Genomic DNA, 24,496 nt, shown 5'->3' on the forward strand with positions numbered 1-24,496 from the left:
CTTTGATTTTCATTGAGTATAAGATATATTAAAAACGATTGACCCAGTCAATCGTTTTTAGTTTGTATTGGTTACTTTAGGAAACTTTTATAAAAAATCAAAATAATCCTTCACATCCTCTACATACCTATGCTTTTCTATTAAGCTGGCTAAGAGTTCCAGATTGTGTCCCTGATAGTTATCTTCACGACGTAGTTCTTCATACATTTCGATAAAGGGAAGACCCTTGGACTTGGCCAGTTCTAACTCCGCTTCATAATCATAAGCGACTTTACGAAATTGGATATTGAGTAATTCCCCATCTTCAACTTCTATCACGGCATACTGGGCACGGTGATTTTTTAACGCCTCCCAATTAAAATAGGGCATGCCAATCGACCCTGGATTGATGATTTGTTGCCCTTGACTGCCATAACGAAGCAACTGCTTGTGGACATGACCATAGACTGCTACGTCCGTTTCCTCATCTAGGAGTTGGTCAAATTTTTCTGTATCATTCCCAACCAACAAGTCACCCCCATAATTTTTGTCAGGTAAATTATGTGAGAGAGAAAAACGCAGTCCCTCAACTTCTTTCTTTTCCAGCATAGGCAAGCTTCGTAGCCAGACAATCGTTGCAGGATCCATTCGCTCCATCAAAAACTGAGTCAATCGCATGAGCTGGACTTCCTGTGGGTCTTCTAAGCCATATTGCCCATCTAAAGCCTCAAGGACACAATCATCCCAATTGCCTCGAACACTTGCCGTGATAGGAAGATCCTTTAGCAGGGCTACCAAGTCATTTGCACCTGGACCAGGAAGAAAAATATCTCCCAGAAGCCAGTATTCACTGACTCCTTGATTTTTAGCATCTGCAATCACTGCTTCTAAGGCCGTCGCATTGCCATGAATATCTGATAAAATTGCGATTTTATGGTTCATGATGGTTTCCTTCCGTTTGGTAATCTACTCTTTCTTCCGCCACTTGAGCTAATTCCACTTCTTCCTGCGAGTTCAACTTTCTTTGCACAGCTTCTGCGACAAGTATTGGCACTCCAACTTCGACAATCTCATCCACACTGGCTTCCTTGATTTTAGTGAGAGACTTGAAATGTTTCATGAGATTTTGCTTGCGTTTAGGTCCCAGACCTTCAATTCCATCCAATTGTGATGAAAAGGAATTTTTGGAGCGTAGTTGACGGTGGAAGGTAATGGCAAAGCGGTGCACCTCATCTTGGATGCGTTGAAGGAGGAAAAATTCCTGAGAATTTCTAGACAACTCCACCACCTCAAGCGGATCTCCAAAGAGCAATTCATGGGTTTGGTGTTTGTCATTCTTTTGCAGACCTGCAATGGGAATATCCAAGCCCAGCTCCTCTTGGATGACTTGCTTAGCGATATTGACTTGACCTTGTCCCCCATCAATGACAATCAAATCTGGCGGGGTTAAGCCCTCACGTTGAACTCGACCATAACGCCTGCGAATGACCTCTCTCATGCTGGCATAGTCGTCCGGCCCAACAACGGTTTTTATCTTGTACTTACGGTAATCTTTTTTACTTGGTTTGCCGTTAACAAAGACTACCATGGCTGAAACAGGGCTGGTACCCATGATATTGGAGTTATCGAAGGACTCAATGCGAACTGGAGTTGGGATCTGAAGCAAACGTCCCAGATTTTCAATAGCCCCTTGGGTCTTTTCAACAGATTTCTCTAGCAGGTTAAATTTCTGCTCTAGGCTGACACGTGCATTCTTTATAGCCAGATTGACCAGCTGTTTTTTCTCACCACGCTGGGGCTTGAGAATCTTGGTATCCACTAAGGCCTTGACGGCTTCTTCGTCAATATCCTGCGGAATCAGTACCTCATTGGGTACTAGGTGAGATTTTTCTTGATAGAATTGTCCTACATAGGTTAGAAAGTCCTCATCCGGATCATTATAATAGGGGAAAAGATTGACATCGCGCTCAATAAGCTTGCCCTGACGAACAAAGAAAACCTGAACACACATCCAGCCCTTATCCACATAGTAGCCAAAGACATCGCGATTTTGGAGATCCTTAGCCATAACCCGTTGCTTGGTTCGAAGTGTTCCAATAGCCTGAATCAGGTCACGGTATTCAGCCGCACGTTCAAATTCCATAGTCTGAGCTGCCGCAGCCATTTTTCCCTTGAGATCATCAATGATTTTATCATCCTGCCCTTTCAGAAAATCAGAAACCTCCTGGGCCATGGACTTGAAATAAGCCTCATCTTTCTTACAGATGGTGTGGGCCATACACTGGCCGATATGGTAATAAAAGCAAACCTTAGACGGTGGATTGGTACACTTTCTAAAAGGGAAAATTCGATCCAGCAACCGCTTGATTTCATTGGCTGCCCCCACATCTGGATAGGGACCAAAGTAGAGACCTCCGTCCTTTTTGACCTGACGGGTGATAATCAAACGAGGATAGCGTTCATTGGTGATTTTGATGAAAGGGTAAGACTTATCATCCTTGAGCATGATATTGTACTTAGGCTTATTTTCCTTGATCAAGTTGATTTCTAGAAGAAGTGCCTCAATGTTGGACTCCGTAACAATAAATTCAAAATCCACAATTTCAGACACCAGAGCCTCTGTCTTGGTATCATGACTTCCGCGGAAATAGGACCTCACACGGTTTCGCAGATTTTTAGCCTTTCCTACATAGATAATGGTGCCGTTTTTATCCTTGTGAATGTAGCAACCAGGGCTGGTCGGCAAGAGCTCTAGTTTTGATTTAATCAAGTTATTCATAGTTCCATTATAGCAAAAAAGTAGGGAAAGATTGTTCCCTACTCACTAGTCTCATATATTTTTCGGAGGTTTGCAATATCCTCTTCCTGGATACCATAAAAGGAACCGGCCGGTTGCATCACTGATTTCTCATCTGTATGGTCCAAGCCAATCGCATGACCCAACTCATGTTCCGCCGTATGGACAATGCGTTCATAGGAATAACCATAGTCAGGACTGGACAGATAATAATGATTCAACCGCACCGTGACAGATAAAAATTGTCCCGTTAAGAGATTAGTCTGACTTTCCGCCTCTCCTGCCACAGGAGTGCCTCCGTCATTCATCTCCGTAGCCATAATATCTGCCTTGCTAGACTCTGTCACGACTTCAAAGTTAAAAGCACCAGTTTGATTCCAGTTCTGAATCGCTTCTAAATACGCCTCTTGAAAGCGTGAATCCATCTGTGAATCCAAGTAAATACGAGCAGAAGCCTGTGACCACCTTCCTTCAGAATGCTGGTGGCTATCTGTCTGGTTCAACTTAGGCAGTTGCCCTGTTTTTTCCCATTGGTCAATACTTTGTTGACCAATCTTTACTGACCGCTCAACTTGCTTCAACGCTCCTTGAAAATCCCCGTTCAGATACCAGAGAAATCCAAAAGCAAGAGTGCATAAAATCAAAACAATCCAAACCAGGCGCCAAAACAAACTCCACACAAAAGAAAAGAAAGCCCCTATCAAACGAAAAATCCAGCGCATGTCTCTCCACCTTTCTAGCAAATAAAGTCTATTTTACTAAAACAAGCTGAAAGAAAGCTAAATACTGGCTTTTTCATCTTAACGTCCTAATATTTTTTTGAATAACTGAATAGCTTTGTATTTTAAAGGTGATGGATGGTAACGGAAAGTACCCGCTTTGCGTACAATATAGCCATTAAAATTTTGTTTAAAACGCAAAACACCATCACTTCCATCAAAAATCCCTTGAATGCCTAGGAAGTTGTATTTAGGTATTCCACGTTTTATGCTTTCCAACATAATATATTTTTGAAGCAGTGCAGGGGCATAGAATTTATTAAACTCAGTGTAGGAGCCACTAAAGAGATAAGTCGTTTCCTGAGGCATATAAACAAATAAACTTCCGGCTAAAACAATATCTTCTTCCCCATATTTTTCAATCAAGTCTCGCGCTTCTGCTTTTCGAACTTCAAAAGTTTCAAATTGACTCAAATATTCTCTCAGTTGATTTTGTTTTTTCTCAGAATGAGGATTTTTACTCAAATCAAGTCGCAACTTGTCCACTATTTCTTCTAGTTTACTTTGCTCACCTTGTAATTTGTTCATATATTCCGAAAAATTCAAGATTGCTACGAGAAACTCAGCTTGTTCTCCAAAAGCATCATAAAAATGCTCATAGTATTCTAAACTTTTATCACTATATTCTCTACGTTCAGAGGTTTCTTTTGTGATCTTCTTAAACATTGATAGCTCTTCACGTTTTAACTTTTTCAACCGAATGCCGAACGTTTCAGCCTTTTTCACCAAAGGCTTCCCCTTTTTACTAAAACTTTTAAGCAAATTCTTTTCAGTTAAATCAGTCAAATCCTTATAATATAACCAATTCGGTTCCCCACCTGGATATCCTGTCGTCAAACCATCAAATTGATAACCCAAATCAGTTAAACCTTGAATGATACTTTTTTTCTCAACATCTATTGGATTACCTTGGCTATCAAAAGTTTGATAAGTTTCATAAGGTTTTACAAGCAACTCTAAGACACCATTTTGTTTGGCATATTCTTTTAACTCCGCATAAAAAACTAGAAGAGCATCTTGTTGGGTATAAATCGGACCCGAATTGAGCTCCATATGCAGACCACCTAACATGGGCAAGTTATAAACCATAGCTGCAACTTGAATTTCTCCTTCTTTTTTTAAAGCAAGATAAACAATTTGAGCCCCTCTTTTTTCTAGCAAATCACCCATCTGGACAGATTGCATAAAAGAACGAGAAGAAACCTGATCAGAATAAGTCTGAAACTCTTCTTTCGTGAGTGTTGTTAGTACCATATACTTACTTTCTATGTTTTTTTCTTAATGTTTTACGGAAATTAAGAGCAAGTCTTAACAGAGGATAGAGAGGATGGGTAGGCATTGTAAATTCACCCAAGTATTCTTCAATCGTTGGATTAAAATTAGCTTTAAAACGATAGAGTCCACCGTCTAAATGATTTTCGACGCCTCCTAAATTTTGCCACACCATACCTCGCTCAAAGGCATAGCGAGCTGTTTCATACCAAGTTAAAATTGGTGCATTGTAACGTTTAAAAGCATCATCCATACCAGCATATAGATTGACAGAAGTATTACCAAATTCCAAACTCAAAGTAGCTGCTAAAGGAATGTTTGATTTTCCTTCATTCATATATCCCTGCAAGAAATCTCTTTCCACTTCTAAACGTTCTTTTTCTTTTATATTTTCTTGAACTTTTGAAGGTTTGGTTGCATCACTAAATTTTTCTGCAACTACTCTATTTTTTTCCAGCTGTTCTTCTAATTCTCGTAAACGCTTAGAAACATCCAAACTCGTTAGCGTGATATAAGAATCTTCTTTAAAGTTATCTAATAATTTTTTATAGTAGACTTCATTTCTTAAATGAATATCTTTTCGTTTCTCGGTTTTTTTCATCAACTCCGAAAACGAATCTAATAGTTCCAGTCCACCATATTGAACCTCAAGCCCTTTGTTTCGAGCCGTTCGGATAGCTTGTTTTGTTGACTTAGAAAGTTTATCTTCTTCAAAATTTTCCTTGTATATTTTCGCCTGAATACGAGGTTGAATAGTATCATCCATCTCGGCTGTCTGCCCAGACCATTTCACTCCTAGTTGCCCTAAAGTCTCAACAAGAACAAGATTTTCAGGATATTCTGTTTTATCTTGATTGACCAAATGTTGAGATTGACAAATACTTGGGTCAAAAGTCACAAAGATAGCTTTCTTACTGCGAGCATAAGACTTAATAGACTGCAGGACAAACTTTAAAACTTCTGTATCCCTGTAATCCAATATGGGACCTCTTGGAATATAAAACATTTTATACCCCAAAGGCAGAGACTTTATGAGAATACTAGCCACAGCCAGTAATTTTTCCCCTTCATAAACCCCAAGTCTCTCATGATTCCAATCAGATTTCACTTTTTCCCAAGCACTGCTTTGTAATAGATTAACCATGGGATGTTCTTTTACAAAATCATCATACTCTGATAATGGTATCCCAAGCTGATAACGATACATATTTTTCTCTCTTTCAACTAGTATCTCTCTACTATTTTACTATTTTCGATTAAAAAGTCTAGTGAAAATAGACTTCCATAATTGTTTTTAAGCCAAGAATAACTATAAATGGTAGTTTATTTATAAAAAACTAGCTCAATCTCTCTTCCAATTTGAAATCAATTGGTAGGGTTGCTAAAAAACCTTCCAATTGTTTTTCCCAATAATACCACTCATGAGTTCCAGCGCTATGGCTATAGGTCACATCAAAGCCTAGTTTTTTGAGGTTTTTCACTGCCAGATTATTGGCTTCATACAAGAAATCTTGCTCGCCACACCAAGCCCAAAGCTTGGTCTGTTTATCTGATTTTTTTGCCAGACTTTCAAGAGAATAAGGGCTAGTGGTCCAATCTTTAATTTCCCCAAACACACCTCTCCAGTAAGCTGGCGTACCCAAATTTTGACTCTCAGGAGAAAAATCTTCAAAGCTAAGTGTACCTGAAAAACTAGCTGCATGAGAAAAACGATTTGTAGCAAAAGCCAGTTTAAAGCAGCCATAGCCTCCCATAGAGAGACCAGCGATAAAGGTCTTTTCACGCTTGCTGGTCATATTAGGGAAGAAGCGTTTCAAAACCTCTGGTAATTCCTCTGCTAGAGCTGTGTAGTAGTCAAAACCATACTGGGTATCGGTGTACCAACCGTTGCTGGTATTGGGCATGACGACGATAAGATTAGTGCCTCGAAGCAAGCGTTCCACATTGGTCCGCTTGAGCCAACTATTATGATTACCAGACATCCCGTGCAAGAGGTACAAGACGGGAATGTCTTTACAATCTGGTTCTTCCACTCGATTGGCATCAGGGTAAAGGACATTCACCCCCCACTCCATATCCAAAACTTGTGAGTAATACTCTATTTTCATTACTGCCATATTTTTTCCTCTATTTTCCGATAAGAAAAAGCCGAAATTCGACTTTCCCTCTGTTTATTTCAACGATTATTTTGCTTCCATGACTACTGGTAGAACTGCTGGACGACGCTTAGTTTGATCAAAAAGATACTTGGTCAGAGTATCCCGAACCTTCCCTTTAAGATCTGCCCAGTCAAAGTCTTCTCCTTGAAGATAGTCTTCTACCGTTTGGTTAATCAATTCTGAACTTTCACGGAGAATATCGCGACTCTTCTTGAGATAAACAAATCCACGCGTATGAACACGAGCCTTGGCTACAATTTTCTTCTCACGACGGTTAACGGTGATTGCGACGATGAAAATCCCATCCTCTGACAAGACCTTACGGTCACGAAGAACCACATTACCAACATCACCGATGGCATTTCCGTCAATCAAGACATCCCCTGCCGAAACTGCACCAGCTGGGACAAAGTCTCCATTCTCATAAGCCATGCTGGTTCCCTTTTTAGGGATGAAAATACGTTCTGGCAATATACCAACCGCCATGGCAGCCTTAGCATGGGCATCCAACTCACGATATTCCCCTTGAATTGGGAAGAGATACTTGGGTTGCAAGAGATTGATCATCAATTGCAAATCACGCGCATTTCCGTGGCCTGACACACGTAAGTTTTGGGTGATAAGCTTGACAACTCCGCCAGCTTGGTAAATCATATTTTCCACACGCGCCATAACTGCTTCTTTGGCGATAGACGGAGTCGTTACGATATAGACCAAATCACCATCCTTGATTTCCACATAACGATGGCGACCAATCGACATCTTGCGAAGACCGTTGATAGGCTCACCCATACGGCCTGTCTCAAGGATGATCAACTCATGATCCTCGAAGCGAGACATGTCTTTCGGTTTAATCAAAAGACTCTCGTTAGCTAGAGACAATTTCTTAAGACGAATAGCAGTGCGGACGATATTTTCAATATCAAATCCTGTCAAGACCACACGACGACCTGTTGCATCCGCAGCGTCAAACACCTGCTGGATACGAGAAAGGTTGCTGGCTACCGCCGCAACGATAATACGACCATCCCAATCTGCAATAGTTTGAGTGATTTCGTCCCCAACTTCACTTTCGCTAGCCACTTGGATATTGCTGTCTGCATTGGCTGAATCGCTAAGCAGAGCTAGAACTCCATCACGACCGATTTCTGCCAAACGAGCGAAGTCTGTCGCATAGGATTCACTAGCTGTCTGGTCAAATTTGAAGTCACCTGTATAAACGATGCTACCTTCAGCTGTCTTCAAGACCACACCCAGACTTTCTGGGATAGAGTGGGTCGTACGGAAGAAGGATACCACAGTCCCTCCAAAATCAATCTCCGTATCCTCATTAATCACATGGAAATCATTAAATTTCTTAACCGCATCATTCCCTTTGACAAAGAGTTTGGCCAACTCAATGGTCAACTCAGAACCAAATACAGGTACCTTGGCTTCAGCCAAGAGATAAGGAAGAGCACCAATGGCATCCGCATGCCCGTGAGTCAAGAAGACCCCTGCGATACGGTCACTATTTTCAAAAAGGTAGTCCATATTTGGAATAACTACATCCACCCCTAGTTGTTCATTTTCAGGGTATTTCAGACCTGCATCCAAAACGAAAATAGACCCATCGATTTCAGCGATATACATATTTTTCCCATTTTCACGTACACCACCAAGTGTTGTTAAACTGATATTACTCATTTTTCCTCCGAAAGCTTAGTTTATCTTGATTATAGGGTTACTTGCCCTTTTATTCTAAAAGCACTATTACTTTTAGCCGAATCTTTTCCTACCATTATACCATTTTTTTGATGATTTTCAAAATGAAGATTCGTTTTCAAAAAAGAGCTGGTTGCCCAACTCTTTCCTACGTCTACTCTTTTTCCATTAAAAAGTCATAAATTTCTTGCACGGTACCTAGCGCCATCATTTCTTGATCTTTGACGGTTTGTTTGAGATTTTGGTAAATCTGACTTTCTCCGATTTCCCGCTTTGGCGCCTCTTTATTCACTGTCATGACACCATCTGTGATCGTCACAAAGCCTAACTCTTCAAATACTTGAATCATCTTGACCAGCAAGATTTGTTGGATATTGAGATAAGCAGCCAAGTCTTTCAGCTTGTAGCGAATATCAAACTCTGGAAACTGGTAGATGGTCTTGTACAATTTAGCAAACTGCTCTCTAGTCCCATACCCCGTCAGATAGTAGGCCTTGTCAATGTCGTTTTTGAAATAAACAGCAGAGAAATGCTGTTCCTGAAAAATGGTCTTCAGCAGGGTAATATCCTCAGGAATGGTTTTCACGACAATAGCTTCACTAGTCGCCAGATTCGGCAATTCTCCAGCAAAATCCAAGACTGGAACCCCTTCTGGCAAGACTGCATTTTTTCCACGGATATTAAAGAGTTGAACCCCCTCCACACGCGCATCCACCATCATCAACTGGAGGGCAGTTTGGCCATTCCATTGGTTGACAGACAATTTGACTGCTAACTCTAGATTCTTGGTTTGAGCAAATTCTGTTGCCCATCTACCTTGTCCAAATGCTACCACTTCAAAACTCGCCTCACCTTTGAAAATTTTCAACTTGAGATGAGCATTGCCTGCTCCCATAGTACGGGCACTTTCGACCTGAAAATCCTTGATATAAAAGACAGGTTTCTGATTATCCATTCCAAAAGGTGCCAAGCGCTCAAAGTTCTTGACTGTTTCAAGACTCAAAGTCTCCAAATCCAACTCTTCATCTAGGTTTAACTTATTCTTGCCAGTAGCATCTGCGCCTTTTTCACGGACATAATCTTCCAAGACCTGAGATAAATCTGAGAGTTTCTCCACTTCCAGCGTCATTCCTGCTGCGCCAGCATGGCCACCAAAGGCTATGAAGAGGTCTCTATGAGGATCCAGAGCCTCAAAAATATCGACCGCTTCCACACTACGAGCACTACCCTTGGCACGACCGTCCTCTATATTAAGAACAATAACTGTCTGCCCTAGTTCTTCCAACAAACGACCAGCCACGATACCCAGAACCCCAGGATTCCAGCCTTCCTTGGCCAAGACTTGGACCTTCTTCTCAGGGTCCACCATGGTCTTAGCTTCTTCATAGATAGACTGGACGATCTCCTTGCGCTCTTCGTTTTTCTGATGAATCATGAGGGCAATCTCATGCGCTTCCTCATCATCAAAGCCAGTAAGCAAATCAATGGCTGGATTAGGATCATCCAAGCGCCCCAAGGCATTCAAACGAGGGGCAATCTGGAAACCAACTGTCTCTTCTGTCACTTCGTTGGCAGCAATCCCAGCCATATCCATCATTTCTTGTAGACCAATTCGTTGAGTATGCCCCAACATTTCCAGGCCGTATTGAACCAAAATGCGGTTTTCATCCGTCAAACTAACCATATCTGCAATGGTACCAATAGCGACCAAATCAAGCAGTTCCACTTGAACTTCTTCTAACAGGGCACAAGCTAACTTGAAGGCCACTCCGCAGCCAGCCAAATATTTAAAAGGATAGTCCGCATCTGGATGCTCAGGATGGACAATAGCATAGGCATCTGGTAAGGTTTCAGGCATAGAATGGTGGTCAGTCACAATGACATCGACCCCCATCGACTGAGCCAGTTCAATAGCCTCGTGACCAGCAACTCCATTATCCACTGTCACAATCAAGGAAATTCCTTCTTGCTCGATGAAGTACTTATAGACACTGGCATTAGGTCCATAACCGTCTGTAAAACGATTGGGCAAGTAAACACGGCACTCAGCACCAAGCTGTTCCAAACTTTCCTTCACAATAGAAGCCGAAGTCATGCCATCCGCATCGTAATCTCCATAGACGAGAATATTTTCCCCTTCTTCAATGGCCTGACGGATCCGTTCCACTGCCTTGTCCATATCATGGAGCAGATAAGGATCATGCAAGTCCTCCAAGGAAGGTTCTAAAAACTTCTTCAAACTTTCTTGCTTCTGAATCCCTCTCTCAAATAATAACCGAGCCACCTCAGGACCCAGTCCAGCCTTCTTGGCTATCTTTGTAAAATCCGCATCTTCTACTTGCGGGGCAAACTGCCATTCATAAGTAGGTGTTATCAAAAAGACATCCACTCTTTCTAAGAATTCTATCGCTTCATTATAACATGATTTAGGCTTTTTCTCTATCCTGATTGCTTTCTACAAAAATTTTACTAACTTTTTTCTGATATGATTTGACAAGAAAAATCTTTTGGTGTAGAATCATGTTATAAAATCTAACACAAAGGAGATTCCTTATGGCTTTAGTAGAATTTGAACACGTCGAAAAATATTACGGAGACTACCACGCACTCCGCGACATCAATCTCCGTTTTGAAAAAGGGCAAGTCGTTGTCCTCCTTGGACCATCTGGTTCTGGTAAATCCACTCTGATCCGTACCATTAATGGTCTGGAGGCTGTTGACAAAGGAAGTCTTCTAGTAAATGGTCACCAAGTTGCTGGTGCCAGCCAGAAAGATTTGGTGCCTCTTCGCAAGGAAGTCGGCATGGTTTTCCAGCATTTCAATCTCTACCCCCACAAAACTGTGTTAGAAAATGTAACACTTGCACCCATAAAAGTTCTAGGAATTGATAAAAAAGAAGCTGAAAAAATAGCCCAAAAATATCTGGAATTTGTAAATATGTGGGACAAAAAAGATTCTTATCCAGCCATGCTATCTGGTGGACAAAAACAACGGATTGCCATCGCACGTGGACTCGCTATGCATCCTGAACTCCTCCTCTTCGATGAACCAACATCTGCCCTTGACCCTGAAACCATCGGCGATGTTCTAGCAGTTATGCAAAAATTGGCCCACGATGGTATGAATATGATTGTCGTTACTCATGAAATGGGCTTTGCCCATGAAGTTGCCGACCGCATCATCTTTATGGCTGACGGAGAGGTTTTAGTAGATACAACAGATGTTGATGACTTTTTCGACAATCCAAGCGAACCTCGTGCCCAACAATTTCTCAGCAAAATCATCAACCACGAAAGTGACAAAGTAAAATAAGGAGGCGTTTATGAAAAAGAAATTCTTTTTATCAGCAATATTGATTAGCCTTTTCAGCCTTGCTGCTGCAAAACCAGTTCAGGCTAATACCAGCGTTACAGATATTCAAAAAAGAGGCGAGCTAGTTGTCGGTGTCAAACAAGACGTTCCTAATTTTGGTTACAAGGATCCTAAGACAGGGACCTATTCTGGTATCGAAACAGACTTGGCCAAGATGGTAGCAGATGAACTCAAGGTCAAGGTTCGCTATGTGCCTGTTACCGCACAAACTCGTGGACCACTTCTAGACAATGAACAAGTCGATATGGATATCGCGACCTTTACCATCACAGACGAACGCAAAAAACTCTACAACTTCACCAGCCCCTACTACACGGACGCATCTGGCTTTTTGGTCAATAAGTCTGCCAAAATCAAAAGCATTGAGGAACTAAACGGAAAAACTATCGGAGTTGCCCAAGGTTCCATTACTCAGCGTTTGATTACCGAACTGGGTAAAAAGAAAGGATTGACCTTTAAATTCGTCGAACTGGGTTCCTACCCAGAATTGATTACGTCCCTTCATGCTCACCGTATTGATGCTTTTTCCGTTGACCGCTCGATTCTATCTGGCTATATCAGTAAACGAACAGTACTACTAGATGATAGTTTCAAGCCATCTGACTACGGTATCGTTACCAAGAAATCAAATACAGAGCTCAACGACTATCTCGATAACTTGGTTACTAAATGGAGTAAGGATGGCAGTTTGCAAAAACTTTATGACCGTTACAAGCTCAAACCATCTAGCCATACTGCAGATTAAGGAGGACACCCCATGACAGATTTATCATCTTGGACAGCCTATTTTCAGGATTTTGGACAATTTTTCAATGGTTTCCTCTTCACCCTTGCCCTAGCGATCGGATCCTTTATCCTCGCAATGGTCTTGGGCATCTTCTTTGGAGCCATGTCAACCAGCAAGCATCCAATATTGAGAATTTTGGCTCGCATCTTTGTCGAATTTTACCAAAACACTCCCCTCTTGGTGCAGTTTGTCATCGTTTTTTATGGTCTACCTCTTATCAGTGACCACATCATCATGATTCCGATTTATTGGACAGCTGTACTCTGCGTAGGGCTCTATCACGGAGCCTATATCGCTGAGGCGATTCGCTCAGGTATTCAGTCTATTCCTAGCGGTCAGATGGAGGCCGCCTTGTCGCAAGGGTTTACCTATATCAGTGCCATGCGCTTGATTATCTTGCCTCAGGCCTTCCGTATCATTCTCCCTCCTTTGACCAACCAAATCGTTAACCTCATCAAAAACACCTCGACAGTCGCTATCATTTCTGGAGTGGACTTGATGTTTGTAACCAAATCTTGGTCGGCTCTTAACGGAAACTATATCCCAGCCTTTCTAGGCGCTGCCCTGCTCTACTTCTCTCTATGCTTCCCTGTTGCCCAGTTTGGTCGCAAGATGGAGCAAGCCAACAAAAAAGCCTATTCACTTTAGGAGGTTACTATGGAATCCATTTTAGAAGTTTTGACCCCAGATAACCTAATCTTTATCTTTAAAGGATTTGGCTTGACCCTCTATATTTCTCTGATTGCCATCGTCCTCTCTACCCTTATCGGAACGGTGCTAGCCGTCATGAGAAATGGGAAAAATCCTGTCTTACGTATCATCTCCAGCATTTATATCGAGTTTGTGCGTAACGTTCCCAACCTCCTCTGGATTTTTACTATCTTTTTGGTTTTCAAGATGAAGTCCACTCCAGCAGGAATCACTGCCTTTACTCTCTTTACATCAGCAGCCTTGGCTGAGATTATCCGAGGTGGTCTCAATGCCGTAGACAAGGGACAGTACGAAGCAGGAATGTCACAAGGCTTCACCTCAGCCCAAATCCTCTACCACATCATTCTTCCACAAGCTATTCGTAAAATGCTGCCAGCCATCATTTCTCAGTTTGTTACCGTGATTAAGGATACCAGCCTCCTCTACTCTGTTATCGCCCTACAAGAACTCTTTGGAGCCAGCCAAATTCTCATGGGCCGTTATTTCGAACCAGAGCAAGTGTTCAGTCTGTATATCCTGATTGCCCTCATCTACTTCAGCTTTAACCTAGCAATTTCGAGCCTGTCTCATATGCTAGCAAAACGTTGGCAACAAGCCGCAGAATAAACAGCCACTCTCCAGTTCAATTGGAGAGTTTTTTAATGATAGCAGATATTTATAGACATCAATTTGACACCATACTTTTTCTATGATAAAATGTAACAAATTCGTTTACAACAAATCAAATCTAAATGAAATGGAATTTTCTATGAAATCAATCAAAGGATTACTCTTTATCATAGCTAGTTTTATCTTGACTATTTTGACTTGGATGAACACTTCTCCCCAATTCATGATTCCAGGGCTAGCTTTAACAAGCCTATCTCTGACTTTTATCCTAGCCACTCGTCTCCCACTACTAGAAAGTTGGTTTCACGGTTTGGAGAAGGTCTACACCGTCCACAAATTCACAGCCCTTCTCTCCATCATCCTACTAATCTTTCATAATTTTAGTATGGGCGGTTTGTGGGGCTCTCGATTAGCTGCTCAGTTTGGCAACCTTGCCATCTATATCTTTGTCAGCATCATCCTTGTCGCCTATTTAGGCAAATACATCCAATACGAAGCTTGGCGATGGATTCACCGCCTGGTTTACCTAGCTTATATTTTTGGACTCTTTCACGTCTACATGATGATGGGCAATCGTCTCCTTACATTTAATCTTCTAAGTTTTCTTGTTAGTAGCTATGCCCTTTTAGGCTTGCTAGCTGGTTTTTATATCATTTTTCTATATCAAAAGATTGGCTTCCCCTATCTAGGGAAAATTACCAACCTCAAACGCTTGAATCACGATACTAGGGAAATTCAAATCCATCTTAGCAGACCTTTCAACTATCAATCAGGACAATTTGCCTTCCTAAAGATTTTCCAAGAAGGTTTTGAAAGTGCTCCGCATCCCTTTTCTATCTCAGGAGGTCATGGTCAAACTCTTTACTTTACTGTCAAAAATTCAGGCGACCATACCAAGAATATCTATGACAATCTTCAAGTCGGCAGCAAAGTAAGCGTAGACAGAGCTTACGGACACATGATTATAGAAGAAGGACGAGAAAATCAAGTTTGGATTGCTGGAGGTATTGGGATCACCCCCTTCATCTCTTACATCCGTGAACATCCTATTTTAGATAAACAGATTCACTTCTACTATAGCTTCCGTGGAGAGGAAAATGCAGTCTATCTAGATTTGCTTCGTGACTATGCTCAGAAAAGTCCTAATTTTGAACTCCATCTAGTAGACAGTACAAAAGATGGCTATCTTCATTTTGAACAAAAAGAAGTGCCCGAACATGTAAGCGTCTATATGTGTGGTCCTCTTTCTATGATGAATTCACTCGCTAAACAGATTAAGAAACAAAATCCAAAAGCAGAGCTTATTTACGAAGGATTCAAGTTCAAATAACCAACTACATTCTCCTGGAATTTCCCAGGAGTTTTTTCTACGCAAACACTCAAAAACACTGCCAGATTTCTCTAGCAGTGTTTTGAGTTTTATTTATCTTAGTAAATTGTTCTTTCAGTTTCTACATCGAAGAAGTGAGCTTTATTCAAGTCAAAGCCAAGTTCAACTGTTGCACCTGTTTGCAAGTAGTCACGAGCGTCAACTTTGGCAACGAATTCGTCTTTACCAACTTGGCAGTAAAGGTGAGATTCTGAACCAAGCAATTCAGATACAGAAATAGTCGCTTTTACAACTGATTCTGGGAATGTTTCAAGGAAAGCAGGTTCTGCATTCACATCTTCTGGACGAATACCGAAGATCAATTCTTTACCTTCATAGCCTTTTTCACGAAGTACTTTCAAAGCGCCTTCTGGAACTTTCAAACGGAAACCGTCTGAAATAATTTCGCTACCAACCAATTTCACATTGATGAAGTTCATTGCTGGACTTCCGATGAATCCTGCAACGAATTTGTTAACTGGGTTTTTGTAAACTTCTTGAGGAGAACCGATTTGTTCTACACGTCCGATAGTACCTGTACCAGCAGGGTTCTTAGTTGCTGACATGATAACGATACGATCTGCAAGTGTCATCGCTTCTGTTTGGTCGTGAGTTACGTAGATAGTTGTAGCCCCGATACGACGGTGGATTTTAGCGATTTCAGCACGCATTGATACACGGAGTTTTGCATCCAAGTTTGACAAAGGCTCGTCCATCAAGAATACTTTTGCGTCACGGACGATTGCACGACCCATGGCAACACGTTGACGTTGACCACCTGAAAGGTCAGCTGGTTTACGTTCCAAGAATTCTTTCAATCCAAGGATTTCAGCTGCTTCTTGCACACGTTTGTCGATGTCTTCCTTGCTGTATTTACGCAATTTCAAACCGAAAGCCATGTTGTCATAAACAGTCATGTGTGGGTAAAGAGCGTAGTTTTGGAATACCATGGCGATGTCGCGGTCTTTTGGAGCTACGTCGTTGACAACCACGCCATCGATAGATGCAGTTCCTTCTGTAATATCTTCAAGACCTGCAATCATACGAAGAGTAGTTGATTTACCACATCCTGAAGGACCTACGAAAACGATAAATTCTTTGTCTTTGATGTCCAAGTTGAAGTCTTCAACTGAGTAGTGTTCGCTGTTTGGATATTTTTTGTAAATGTTTTTAAGATTCAATTCTACCATGAGGTGAACTCCTTTTGTCTTTTGATAGTTTTATTATAGATGAAAACGCTTTACATTTCTATGGCAAGGTGACCAAAAAAATAAAAAAGTTCTGTGCAACTTGCACAAAACTTTAGAGAATATCTGGTAAAATCAATTGATAACACAAGGTCAGGTCGGTCAATTCCTTCAACTGAAGCCCTGTTAATTCTTCCCACTTATCAATCTTGTATTGGAGAGAATTACGATGCAGATAGAGTTGCTGGGCTGTTTTTGTTAGGACAGCACTGTTTTCCCAAAGGGAGAGAATGATTTCCTGAATCTGGTCTTGATCCAAAATCATCTGGTGTAGACATTCCTTGATTACTCTCAAATCTACAAGCCGTTCCCCCATACTCCAAAGATAGAGCTGAGAAAAGGTATGAACACCTTGGTGACCCTGACGCCACCAAGTCTTAAACAAATCCCTCTCCGCTTTAATCAAGTCTGATAGGGCTTGATGTCCCGTCTGAGACCAAACCTGGCCTAACATGATAGACAGACGCAATCCAAAGTCATACTCAACCGCTTCAATCGTATCACTTAAAATAGCTCGTACAGAAGTGTATTTATCTTGTTGAAGCACGAAAACATAGTCCTGAGCTCCGACTTGAAGCACCGCCTGACAGTTCGGAAAAAGAGTCCGCATCATATCTAGCCAAGAAGCTAGATTTTCCTGCTGAAAATAGGAAAGATGACAATAAACCAACTGAATCTTTTTAAAAGTTTGTGGTGCCTGTCCCTTGCTCTCCATCAGAAAAGAATACCAAGGATTGAGCGAACGAGCCTGCTCCTGCTGGGTCAAAAGGGCAACCAACTGCTTTTCACGCTCGCTGAGTCCAGCTTCCTCCAGCAAAATCCACTGCTGAGAAGCTAAAGGGAGAATGAGATAGCCCTCTTTCTCTACTGGTTGGTCTGAAATCTGAGCCTCAGGAAACCAGTCTTGTAGTTCTTTTACCATCATATCCTAGCCCTCCACTTTTTGGATGCACCACGAAATCAAGCTCTCAAGACGTTCCAGATTTTCAGTCATATGGAGATAGCCCATGACTGCTTCAAAACCTGTGGACATACGGTAAGTCACCACATCAGCATTTTTGGCCTTGGTATGACTATTGGTATTGCGGCCACGTTTGTAGATTGCTTCTTCTTTTTCCGTCAGTACTTGCTCCTCCAACATAAGGGAAATCAGGCGAGCCTGAGCTTTGGCTGACACATACTTGGTCGCTTCTTGGTGGAGTTTATTGGGTTTGGTCATACCTTTGAGGATGAGGTGACGGCGAATATACATAGAATACACCGCGTCCCCCTCAAAAGCTAACGCAATCCCATTAATGAGATTGACATCAATCACGTGTCCACCTCACTCCATCCTTGGTGTCAAGGAGTTTAATCCCTTGAGCAGCCAATTGGTCACGGATCTGGTCCGCTGTCGCAAAGTCACGATTGGCACGCGCTTCTTGACGTTTTTGAATCAAGGCTTCAATCTCTTCATCCAGCACTTCCTCAATAAAGACAATTCCAAAGACTTCCAACATATCTGCAAGAGCTTTCTTAACACTTGCATCATAGTTACCAGAGTTTATCCATTTGGCCATTTCAAAAACTACTGTGATACCGTTAGCAGAATTGAAATCTTCATCCATAGCCGCTACAAACTTATCTTTAAATGCTTGTAGCTCTTGAGCATCTACAGTTCCTGTAAATGGTTGCTCGTAAGTATTCTTTAGATACTTGAGATTGGTCTCGGCATCACGCACTGCTTTTTCCGTAAAGTTGATAGGCTTGCGGTAATGCTGTGTCGCAAAGAAGAAACGAAGTACTTGCCCATCAAGGGTTTTAAGGGCATCATGCACAGTGATAAAGTTCCCCAAGGACTTGGACATCTTGACATTATCGATGTTGACAAAGCCGTTGTGCATCCAGTAGTTGGCAAAGATCTTGCCTGTTTTGGCTTCTGACTGGGCAATTTCGTTGGTATGGTGAGGAAACTCTAGGTCGGCTCCACCACCGTGGATATCAATGGTATCACCTAAAATCTCTGTCGACATGACTGAACACTCGATGTGCCAGCCCGGACGACCAGGTCCCCAAGGACTATCCCAAGAAATCTCTCCTGGTTTGGCAGATTTCCATAAAGCAAAGTCTACAGGATTTTCCTTACGAGCCGTTTCTTCATCGGTACGACCTGAAGCACCCAGCTCCAAATCTTCCAGGGTTTTATTGGCCAACTTGGCATAGTTGTGAGATTTTTCCACACGGAAGTAAACATCTCCTTGACTCTCGTAAGCAAAGCCTTTTTCAATCAAATCTTCCACAAAGCGGATGATATACACCATAAACTCCACCACACGCGGATGGTGGGTCGCAGGTTTGACACCCAAGGCCGTCACATCCTCACGAAAGGCAGCGATGTACTTGTCAGCAACCTCCTGAGGCGTGATGCCTTCTTCCTTGGCACGATTGATAATCTTATCATCCACATCCGTAAAATTGGAAATATAGGCAACCTCGTACCCACGATACTCAAAATAGCGACGAATGGTATCAAAAGCCACTGTTGAGCGGGCATTCCCCACGTGGATATAGTTGTACACGGTTGGCCCACAAACATACATCTTGACTTTGCCGTCCTCAATCGGGACAAATTCTCGCAAATCACGAGACATGGTGTCGTAAATTTTAATCATGCGGTCCACTCCCTTCTCTATTTCTGACTTTTTCGGCTGAAAACCAGCTCTGCAAAAGGACCAAATTGTCTGAGGCTATCCAGTTGGTAAAAGCGCTGCCCTTCCTCTTGGGTAAAGAGGGGAACCCCCTTTCCTAGGATAAGGGGCGCTATCTGAATAATGAGGTGGTCGAAAAGATCTGCATCTAAGAGCGGTCCTACTAAGGAATTACCACCAATCACAAAGACATTTTTGCCTTTGTCAATCTGGTGAACAAAGTCCACCACATCCCCAGCTACTGGCTGGTAATTGCTGACAGGCAGGTGCCTATCATGCGTAAAGACATAGTTTTCCGTAGCTTGATAAAAACGTTCTACATCTTGCAAATCTTGGATTTCCTCAAAGGTCCGTTTGCCCATGATGGTGATATCCATTTGCCTGTAAAAGTCATCATAGCCTGTATCCTCTACAGAACCAAGCTGATGCAACCAGTCTATCCTGTGCTGGCTGTCTGCCAAGTAGCCATCCATGGTGACACAGCCGTAAAAATATACTGCCATTCTTGTAGTTTCCTTTCTAGTTCTGCTTCGCCTTCACTTAGCGGGATAGACCCAGATGATTGGACCTCAGTTAATCAAAGTATTCAGCAAAATCCTTGCTGGACAAGAAAAATAAGCCAGACAACAGCAATTCTAATCTGCAGCAGAAAGATTCATTCTTAAACATTCAAGCACCTCTCCTGTCTACTTCCGGCTCAAGGTGTCATAGATTTTAATCATAAAATAATAGTCAGGAAAACCAAAATCCAAGAACAGTTAATTTCATCACTGACAGTTCAATTGAATTTCAGTCCGAATGTCTCTACACTTCGGAATCCCTTGCTCCTTTATCATTCAGATAAACCACCTGGGTCTGTTTGACAAAGCCAATTTTTTCATACAAGCACTTGGCACCTACATTGCTATCTTCCACTGCAATCTGAAATTCCTTGTCATTTTGTTCAATTAGTTGGTTGACAAGGGATTTTGCTAAGTAACTTCCATAGCCTTTCCCACGTTCAAGCTCAGCTATTGCTAAACCGTAGAAGTAATTCGTATTAGTCGATAAATCTACCGTGCAAGTTCCAATAACCTGACCGTTTTTTAATAAAATATATAGGCGACTTTCTGGATCCTTCAGAGCTTCAGCGACATATCTATTCACAACTTCTCTAGATTCATGTTCCTCTGAAAATGCCTGAAATTTTAACTGACTAATTTGCTCCTGATACGAACTATCTGCTAACAAAACTTCAAGATTGGAAACATTTGCTAACGGATAAGGTCTTCTATCCTTACCTAACCAGGTTTCTGTATACTCGTCCTCGACCAATCCCCAGTTACTGACAAAATCAGGATGGCGGTCTAGAAAAACACGCTCTGTCTGAAAAGTAACTGAACGAATAGGGAAAGAAGCCGTTTCTTTCTCAAAACTAGTAAACAATACATGTGCAATTCCCTGACGGCGATGAGCTGGATGAACCAGTATCGTCACTTCTACATCTTGATCATCTGCATAGACAGTTAATAGACCAACAAGTTCGCCTTTTTCATAATAAAGGAAAAAGGCGGGCATGTTTGGGTCAAAATTAAGCATGTTAGAGAGATAGGGATCACGATAGGTACCGTCATAATTTTGGCAACAGTTAATTAGTTTTTTCGCCTCAGATAACTCCTCTTGGCTTAACTTGTTTCTTGCTTGAATCATATAGGTATCCTCTACAAACCAGAAGATCTGTGACTGGCATCTTTAGCCTGCTCAAGTTTATTGACATAGTATTCCCGTTTCACTTCAACTTCGTGAATGGTTGGTTCATCCTTTTGCCCATGCACTCGGACAATCTTAGCTGGAATTCCGACAACCGTCACATCACTCGGAACATCTGCTACAACAACTGCTGCAGCACCGACTTTGGCATTTTCACCGATTTCTACCGGTCCAATGACTTGAGCATGAGCAGAGATGAGAGCTCCCTTTCGCACGGTCGGATGGCGTTTGCCAACATCCTTACCAGTTCCACCAAGAGTTACTCCGTGGTAAAGCATAACGCCTTTTTCAACAATCGCTGTCTCCCCAATCACCAGGCCAGATCCGTGGTCGATAAAGACACCTGAATCAATCTGGGCACCTGGATGAATCTCAATTTGAGTCCAGAAGCGCCAAAACTGACTGTGCATACGAGCCAGTAGTTTGAAGCCATGCTTCCAGAGAAAATGCGAGAGACGGTGGGCCGCCAAGGCCTTGACACCTGGATAAGTCAGCAAAACCTCCAAAGTGGTGCGGGCCGCTGGATCATTTTCTTTTACGATATCAATGGTTTCGCGCCACCATCCCATACATTTCTCCTTTTCTTATTCTGAATCTTTTGGTGTTTCTGTAAATTCTTTCTTAGGTTTGTGACCCTTGTGATGACGTGGACGGTGAGGACGCTCTGATTTTTCACCTTTTTCATCACGTTCAGGTTTTGGAGGACGAGGAAGAAGAGCTTTCATAGAAGCATCCACACGTCCTTTTTCATCAATCTTGATAACCTTAACATCAACTTCATCCCCGATTGCTACCAAGTCTTCGACATTGTTGGTACGCGTCCAAGCCATTTCAGAGATATGAACAAGGGCATCCGTCTTGTCAAAGAGGTTAACAAAGGCACCAAATTTCTCGATACGAACAACCTTAGCACGGTAAACTTCATCCACTTTGGCTTCACGAACCAAACCAGCAATGATTTCTTTGGCACGGTTAATAGCATCTTGGTCACTAGAGTAGATAGACACATTTCCTTCTTCATCGATATCAATCTTAACGCCTGTTTCAGCGATAATCTTATCGATGGTTTCTCCACCTTTACCGATGACAATCTTAATCTTGTCCACATCAATCTTAATAGTATCAATTTTCGGAGCAGTTGGAGCCAATTCTGGACGAACTTCTGGAATGGTTGCTTCAATCACATCAAGGATTTCAAAACGCGCTTTCTTGGCTTGGGCAAGAGCCTCAGTCAAGATTTCTGCAGTGATCCCTTGAATCTTAATATCCATTTGAAGGGCTGTAATCCCATCACGAGTACCTGCAACCTTAAAGTCCATATCTCCAAAGTGGTCCTCCAAACCTTGGATATCTGTCAAGACTGTGTAGTTATTTCCATCTGAGATAAGTCCCATGGCAATACCAGCTACTGGCGCCTTGATTGGCACCCCACCAGCCATAAGGGCAAGAGTTCCAGCACAGATAGAAGCCTGAGATGAAGAACCATTTGATTCCAAGACTTCTGCTACCAAACGGATAGCGTATGGGAATTCTTCCAAGCTTGGCAAGACTTGAGCAAGGGCACGCTCACCAAGAGCACCGTGACCGATTTCACGACGACCAGGTGCACCATAACGACCAGTTTCCCCAACAGAGTATTGTGGGAAGTTATAGTGGTGCATAAAGCGTTTCTTGTACTCTGGATCCAAACCATCAATGATTTGAGTTTCTCCCATCGGAGCCAAGGTCAAGACTGAAAGGGCTTGAGTTTGCCCACGAGTGAAGAGACCTGAACCATGTACACGAGGAAGGAAGTCAACAACCGCATCCAAAGGACGGATTTCATCGACCTTACGACCATCAGGACGTACCTTGTCTTCTGTGATCAAACGACGCACTTCTGCGTGTTCCATTTGTTCCAAGATTTCAGCCACATCACGCATGATACGGTCAAATTCTTCGTGGTCCGCATATTTTTCTTCGTAAACAGCAGTTACTTGGTCCTTAACTGCTTGAGTTGCGGCTTCACGGGCCAATTTTTCTTCTACTTGGACCGCTTTTTGGAGATCGCTGTTGTATGCTGCGATAATTTCAGCCTGCAATTCAGCGTCCACACGAAGCAATTCTACTTCTGCTTTTTCTTTACCAACTGCTGCAACGATTTCTTCTTGGAAGGCAATCAATTCTTTAACTGCTTCGTGCCCTTTAAGGAGAGCTTCCAGCATGATTTCTTCTGACAATTCTTTAGCACCAGACTCTACCATGTTGATGGCGTGCTTGGTACCAGCTACTGTCAATTCAAGAAGAGAATGCTCTGCCTGTTCTTGCGTAGGGTTGATGATGATTTGACCATTCACATAACCCACTTGGACACCAGCGATTGGACCATCAAATGGAATATCTGAAATGGAAAGTGCCAATGATGAACCAAACATAGCTGCCATTGGTGCAGAAGCATTTTCATCATAAGAAAGCACGGTGTTGATGACTTGGACTTCGTTACGGAAACCTTCCGCAAACATAGGACGGATTGGACGGTCAATCAAACGCGCTGTCAAAGTCGCATCTGTTGAAGGACGTCCTTCACGTTTCATAAAGCCACCAGGAAACTTCCCAGCTGCATACATTTTTTCTTCGTAGTTGACTTGAAGCGGGAAGAAATCCCCAGTTGCCATTTTTTTAGACATCACGGCCGCAGTCAAGACAGTTGACTCACCATAACGCACGACAACAGAGCCATTTGCTTGCTTAGCAACCTGACCAGTCTCTACAATTAACTCACGACCCGCAAAAGTCGTTTGAAACACTTGTTTTGTCATTTTAATCCCCTTTGGATTGATAATATTATACGTCTTGCCTACAAAGATCAAGATACCAAGGACGTCAAAAGCAAAGTAAAAATAGGAAACTGACGAAGTCTTCGATGAATACAAGACAGTTTATCTGTTTTACACAGAGTTGTAGGCATGTTCAGCTTTCAAGATACAAATCATTAGAAAGGTTTGATGCTAAAGCATCTAATCCTTTCACGCTAACCGCTATTAGGCGATTAGCTAAATGCTTTACTAACTCTCACGTCAAATAACATCGATTTGACTCGTTCGTGTCGCTCAAACTAAATACTGAAAAGAACAAATTATTAAAAAATTTCTGTCATAAAATTGAGAATCGACAAAGCCTTTGAAACTTAAATACCCTCATCTTTGTATCAAGTACGTACAGAGTCTATTTTATCATATTTTTCTTAAAAAGTGCGGTCTGTACCATTAAAAAGGAACCATTCCCCTCACTTGAGA

At 42.1% G+C, this 24,496-nt stretch carries 21 protein-coding genes; 5 read left to right on the forward strand and 16 right to left on the reverse strand.

Annotation, left to right across the window (positions count from 1 at the left end; genetic code table 11):
• Positions 1 to 87: 87 nt before the first annotated feature.
• The 8 genes from HT734_RS03675 to recJ form a co-directional block, all read right to left on the reverse strand.
• A complete protein-coding gene (locus tag HT734_RS03675) occupies positions 88 to 921 on the reverse strand; it encodes a metallophosphoesterase family protein (protein ID WP_049534089.1) in 834 nt (277 codons plus the stop codon).
• Positions 911 to 2,758 (reverse strand): excinuclease ABC subunit UvrC, encoded by a 1,848-nt coding sequence (uvrC, locus tag HT734_RS03680; protein WP_061759490.1) that lies wholly within the window; start codon positions 2,756 to 2,758, stop codon positions 911 to 913. Before uvrC ends, HT734_RS03675 begins: the two co-directional genes overlap by 11 nt.
• Before the next feature lie 38 nt (positions 2,759 to 2,796).
• Positions 2,797 to 3,498: a M57 family metalloprotease gene (locus HT734_RS03685; protein WP_061759491.1), complete on the reverse strand. Its 702-nt coding sequence runs from the start codon at positions 3,496 to 3,498 to the stop codon at positions 2,797 to 2,799.
• A gap of 78 nt (positions 3,499 to 3,576) precedes the next feature.
• Entirely contained in the window at positions 3,577 to 4,809 is a 1,233-nt protein-coding gene (murN, locus tag HT734_RS03690) for a peptidoglycan bridge formation alanyltransferase MurN (RefSeq protein ID WP_061759492.1), read from the reverse strand.
• 4 nt (positions 4,810 to 4,813) lie between these two features.
• Positions 4,814 to 6,034, reverse strand: a complete 1,221-nt coding sequence (locus HT734_RS03695) for an aminoacyltransferase (protein WP_173277487.1) — start codon at positions 6,032 to 6,034, stop codon at positions 4,814 to 4,816.
• Positions 6,035 to 6,164: 130 nt separating this feature from the next.
• Complete coding sequence (locus tag HT734_RS03700) at positions 6,165 to 6,944, reverse strand: alpha/beta hydrolase family protein (RefSeq protein ID WP_173277489.1); 780 nt, start codon at positions 6,942 to 6,944, stop codon at positions 6,165 to 6,167.
• 66 nt (positions 6,945 to 7,010) lie between these two features.
• The gene (locus tag HT734_RS03705; RefSeq protein WP_061759495.1) at positions 7,011 to 8,672 is read right to left on the reverse strand and encodes a ribonuclease J; all 1,662 of its coding nucleotides are present in this window, start codon (positions 8,670 to 8,672) and stop codon (positions 7,011 to 7,013) included.
• Between the two features lie 172 nt (positions 8,673 to 8,844).
• A complete protein-coding gene (gene recJ / locus HT734_RS03710; protein WP_061759554.1) occupies positions 8,845 to 11,067 on the reverse strand; it encodes a single-stranded-DNA-specific exonuclease RecJ in 2,223 nt (740 codons plus the stop codon).
• A 176-nt stretch (positions 11,068 to 11,243) separates the two neighbouring features.
• On the opposite strand from recJ, the gene HT734_RS03715 reads away from it, so the two are divergent.
• The 5 genes from HT734_RS03715 (at position 11,244) to HT734_RS03735 (ending at position 15,499) form a co-directional block, all read left to right on the forward strand.
• Positions 11,244 to 12,002 carry an amino acid ABC transporter ATP-binding protein gene (locus tag HT734_RS03715; protein WP_173277491.1) on the forward strand — a complete coding sequence of 253 codons (759 nt, stop codon included), beginning with the start codon at positions 11,244 to 11,246 and terminating at the stop codon, positions 12,000 to 12,002.
• A 10-nt stretch (positions 12,003 to 12,012) separates the two neighbouring features.
• Complete coding sequence (locus tag HT734_RS03720; RefSeq protein ID WP_173277493.1) at positions 12,013 to 12,807, forward strand: transporter substrate-binding domain-containing protein; 795 nt, start codon at positions 12,013 to 12,015, stop codon at positions 12,805 to 12,807.
• Between the two features lie 12 nt (positions 12,808 to 12,819).
• A complete protein-coding gene (locus HT734_RS03725; RefSeq protein ID WP_173277495.1) occupies positions 12,820 to 13,497 on the forward strand; it encodes an amino acid ABC transporter permease in 678 nt (225 codons plus the stop codon).
• Between the two features lie 9 nt (positions 13,498 to 13,506).
• On the forward strand, positions 13,507 to 14,166 hold the full coding sequence (locus HT734_RS03730; RefSeq protein WP_033689194.1) for an amino acid ABC transporter permease: 660 nt from the start codon (positions 13,507 to 13,509) through the stop codon (positions 14,164 to 14,166).
• A gap of 142 nt (positions 14,167 to 14,308) precedes the next feature.
• On the forward strand, positions 14,309 to 15,499 hold the full coding sequence (locus HT734_RS03735; protein WP_173277496.1) for a ferric reductase-like transmembrane domain-containing protein: 1,191 nt from the start codon (positions 14,309 to 14,311) through the stop codon (positions 15,497 to 15,499).
• A gap of 98 nt (positions 15,500 to 15,597) precedes the next feature.
• Here HT734_RS03735 and ugpC read toward each other — a convergent pair whose 3' ends face one another.
• The 8 genes from ugpC to pnp all read right to left on the reverse strand — a co-directional run bounded on the left by ugpC (position 15,598) and on the right by pnp (position 24,019).
• A complete protein-coding gene (gene ugpC, locus HT734_RS03740; protein ID WP_000229946.1) occupies positions 15,598 to 16,728 on the reverse strand; it encodes a sn-glycerol-3-phosphate ABC transporter ATP-binding protein UgpC in 1,131 nt (376 codons plus the stop codon).
• Between the two features lie 112 nt (positions 16,729 to 16,840).
• Positions 16,841 to 17,710 carry a PucR family transcriptional regulator gene (locus HT734_RS03745; protein ID WP_061759499.1) on the reverse strand — a complete coding sequence of 290 codons (870 nt, stop codon included), beginning with the start codon at positions 17,708 to 17,710 and terminating at the stop codon, positions 16,841 to 16,843.
• 3 nt (positions 17,711 to 17,713) lie between these two features.
• Positions 17,714 to 18,100, reverse strand: coding sequence for a Mini-ribonuclease 3 (locus HT734_RS03750; protein WP_061759500.1), 387 nt, complete (start codon positions 18,098 to 18,100; stop codon positions 17,714 to 17,716).
• Positions 18,093 to 19,436 (reverse strand): cysteine--tRNA ligase, encoded by a 1,344-nt coding sequence (cysS, locus tag HT734_RS03755; RefSeq protein WP_061759501.1) that lies wholly within the window; start codon positions 19,434 to 19,436, stop codon positions 18,093 to 18,095. The genes HT734_RS03750 and cysS overlap by 8 nt, the downstream gene beginning before the upstream one ends.
• A 17-nt stretch (positions 19,437 to 19,453) precedes the next feature.
• Entirely contained in the window at positions 19,454 to 19,975 is a 522-nt protein-coding gene (locus tag HT734_RS03760) for a dihydrofolate reductase family protein (RefSeq protein WP_061759502.1), read from the reverse strand.
• A gap of 301 nt (positions 19,976 to 20,276) precedes the next feature.
• A complete protein-coding gene (locus HT734_RS03765; RefSeq protein WP_061759503.1) occupies positions 20,277 to 21,161 on the reverse strand; it encodes a GNAT family N-acetyltransferase in 885 nt (294 codons plus the stop codon).
• Positions 21,162 to 21,172: 11 nt separating this feature from the next.
• The gene (gene cysE / locus HT734_RS03770) at positions 21,173 to 21,790 is read right to left on the reverse strand and encodes a serine O-acetyltransferase (protein ID WP_061759504.1); all 618 of its coding nucleotides are present in this window, start codon (positions 21,788 to 21,790) and stop codon (positions 21,173 to 21,175) included.
• Between the two features lie 15 nt (positions 21,791 to 21,805).
• Positions 21,806 to 24,019, reverse strand: coding sequence for a polyribonucleotide nucleotidyltransferase (pnp, locus tag HT734_RS03775; protein WP_061759505.1), 2,214 nt, complete (start codon positions 24,017 to 24,019; stop codon positions 21,806 to 21,808).
• Positions 24,020 to 24,496: the final 477 nt, after the last annotated feature.

Origin of the sequence: Streptococcus sp. k-90, assembly GCF_013277565.1 — a bacterium.
Lineage (GTDB): Bacteria > Bacillota > Bacilli > Lactobacillales > Streptococcaceae > Streptococcus.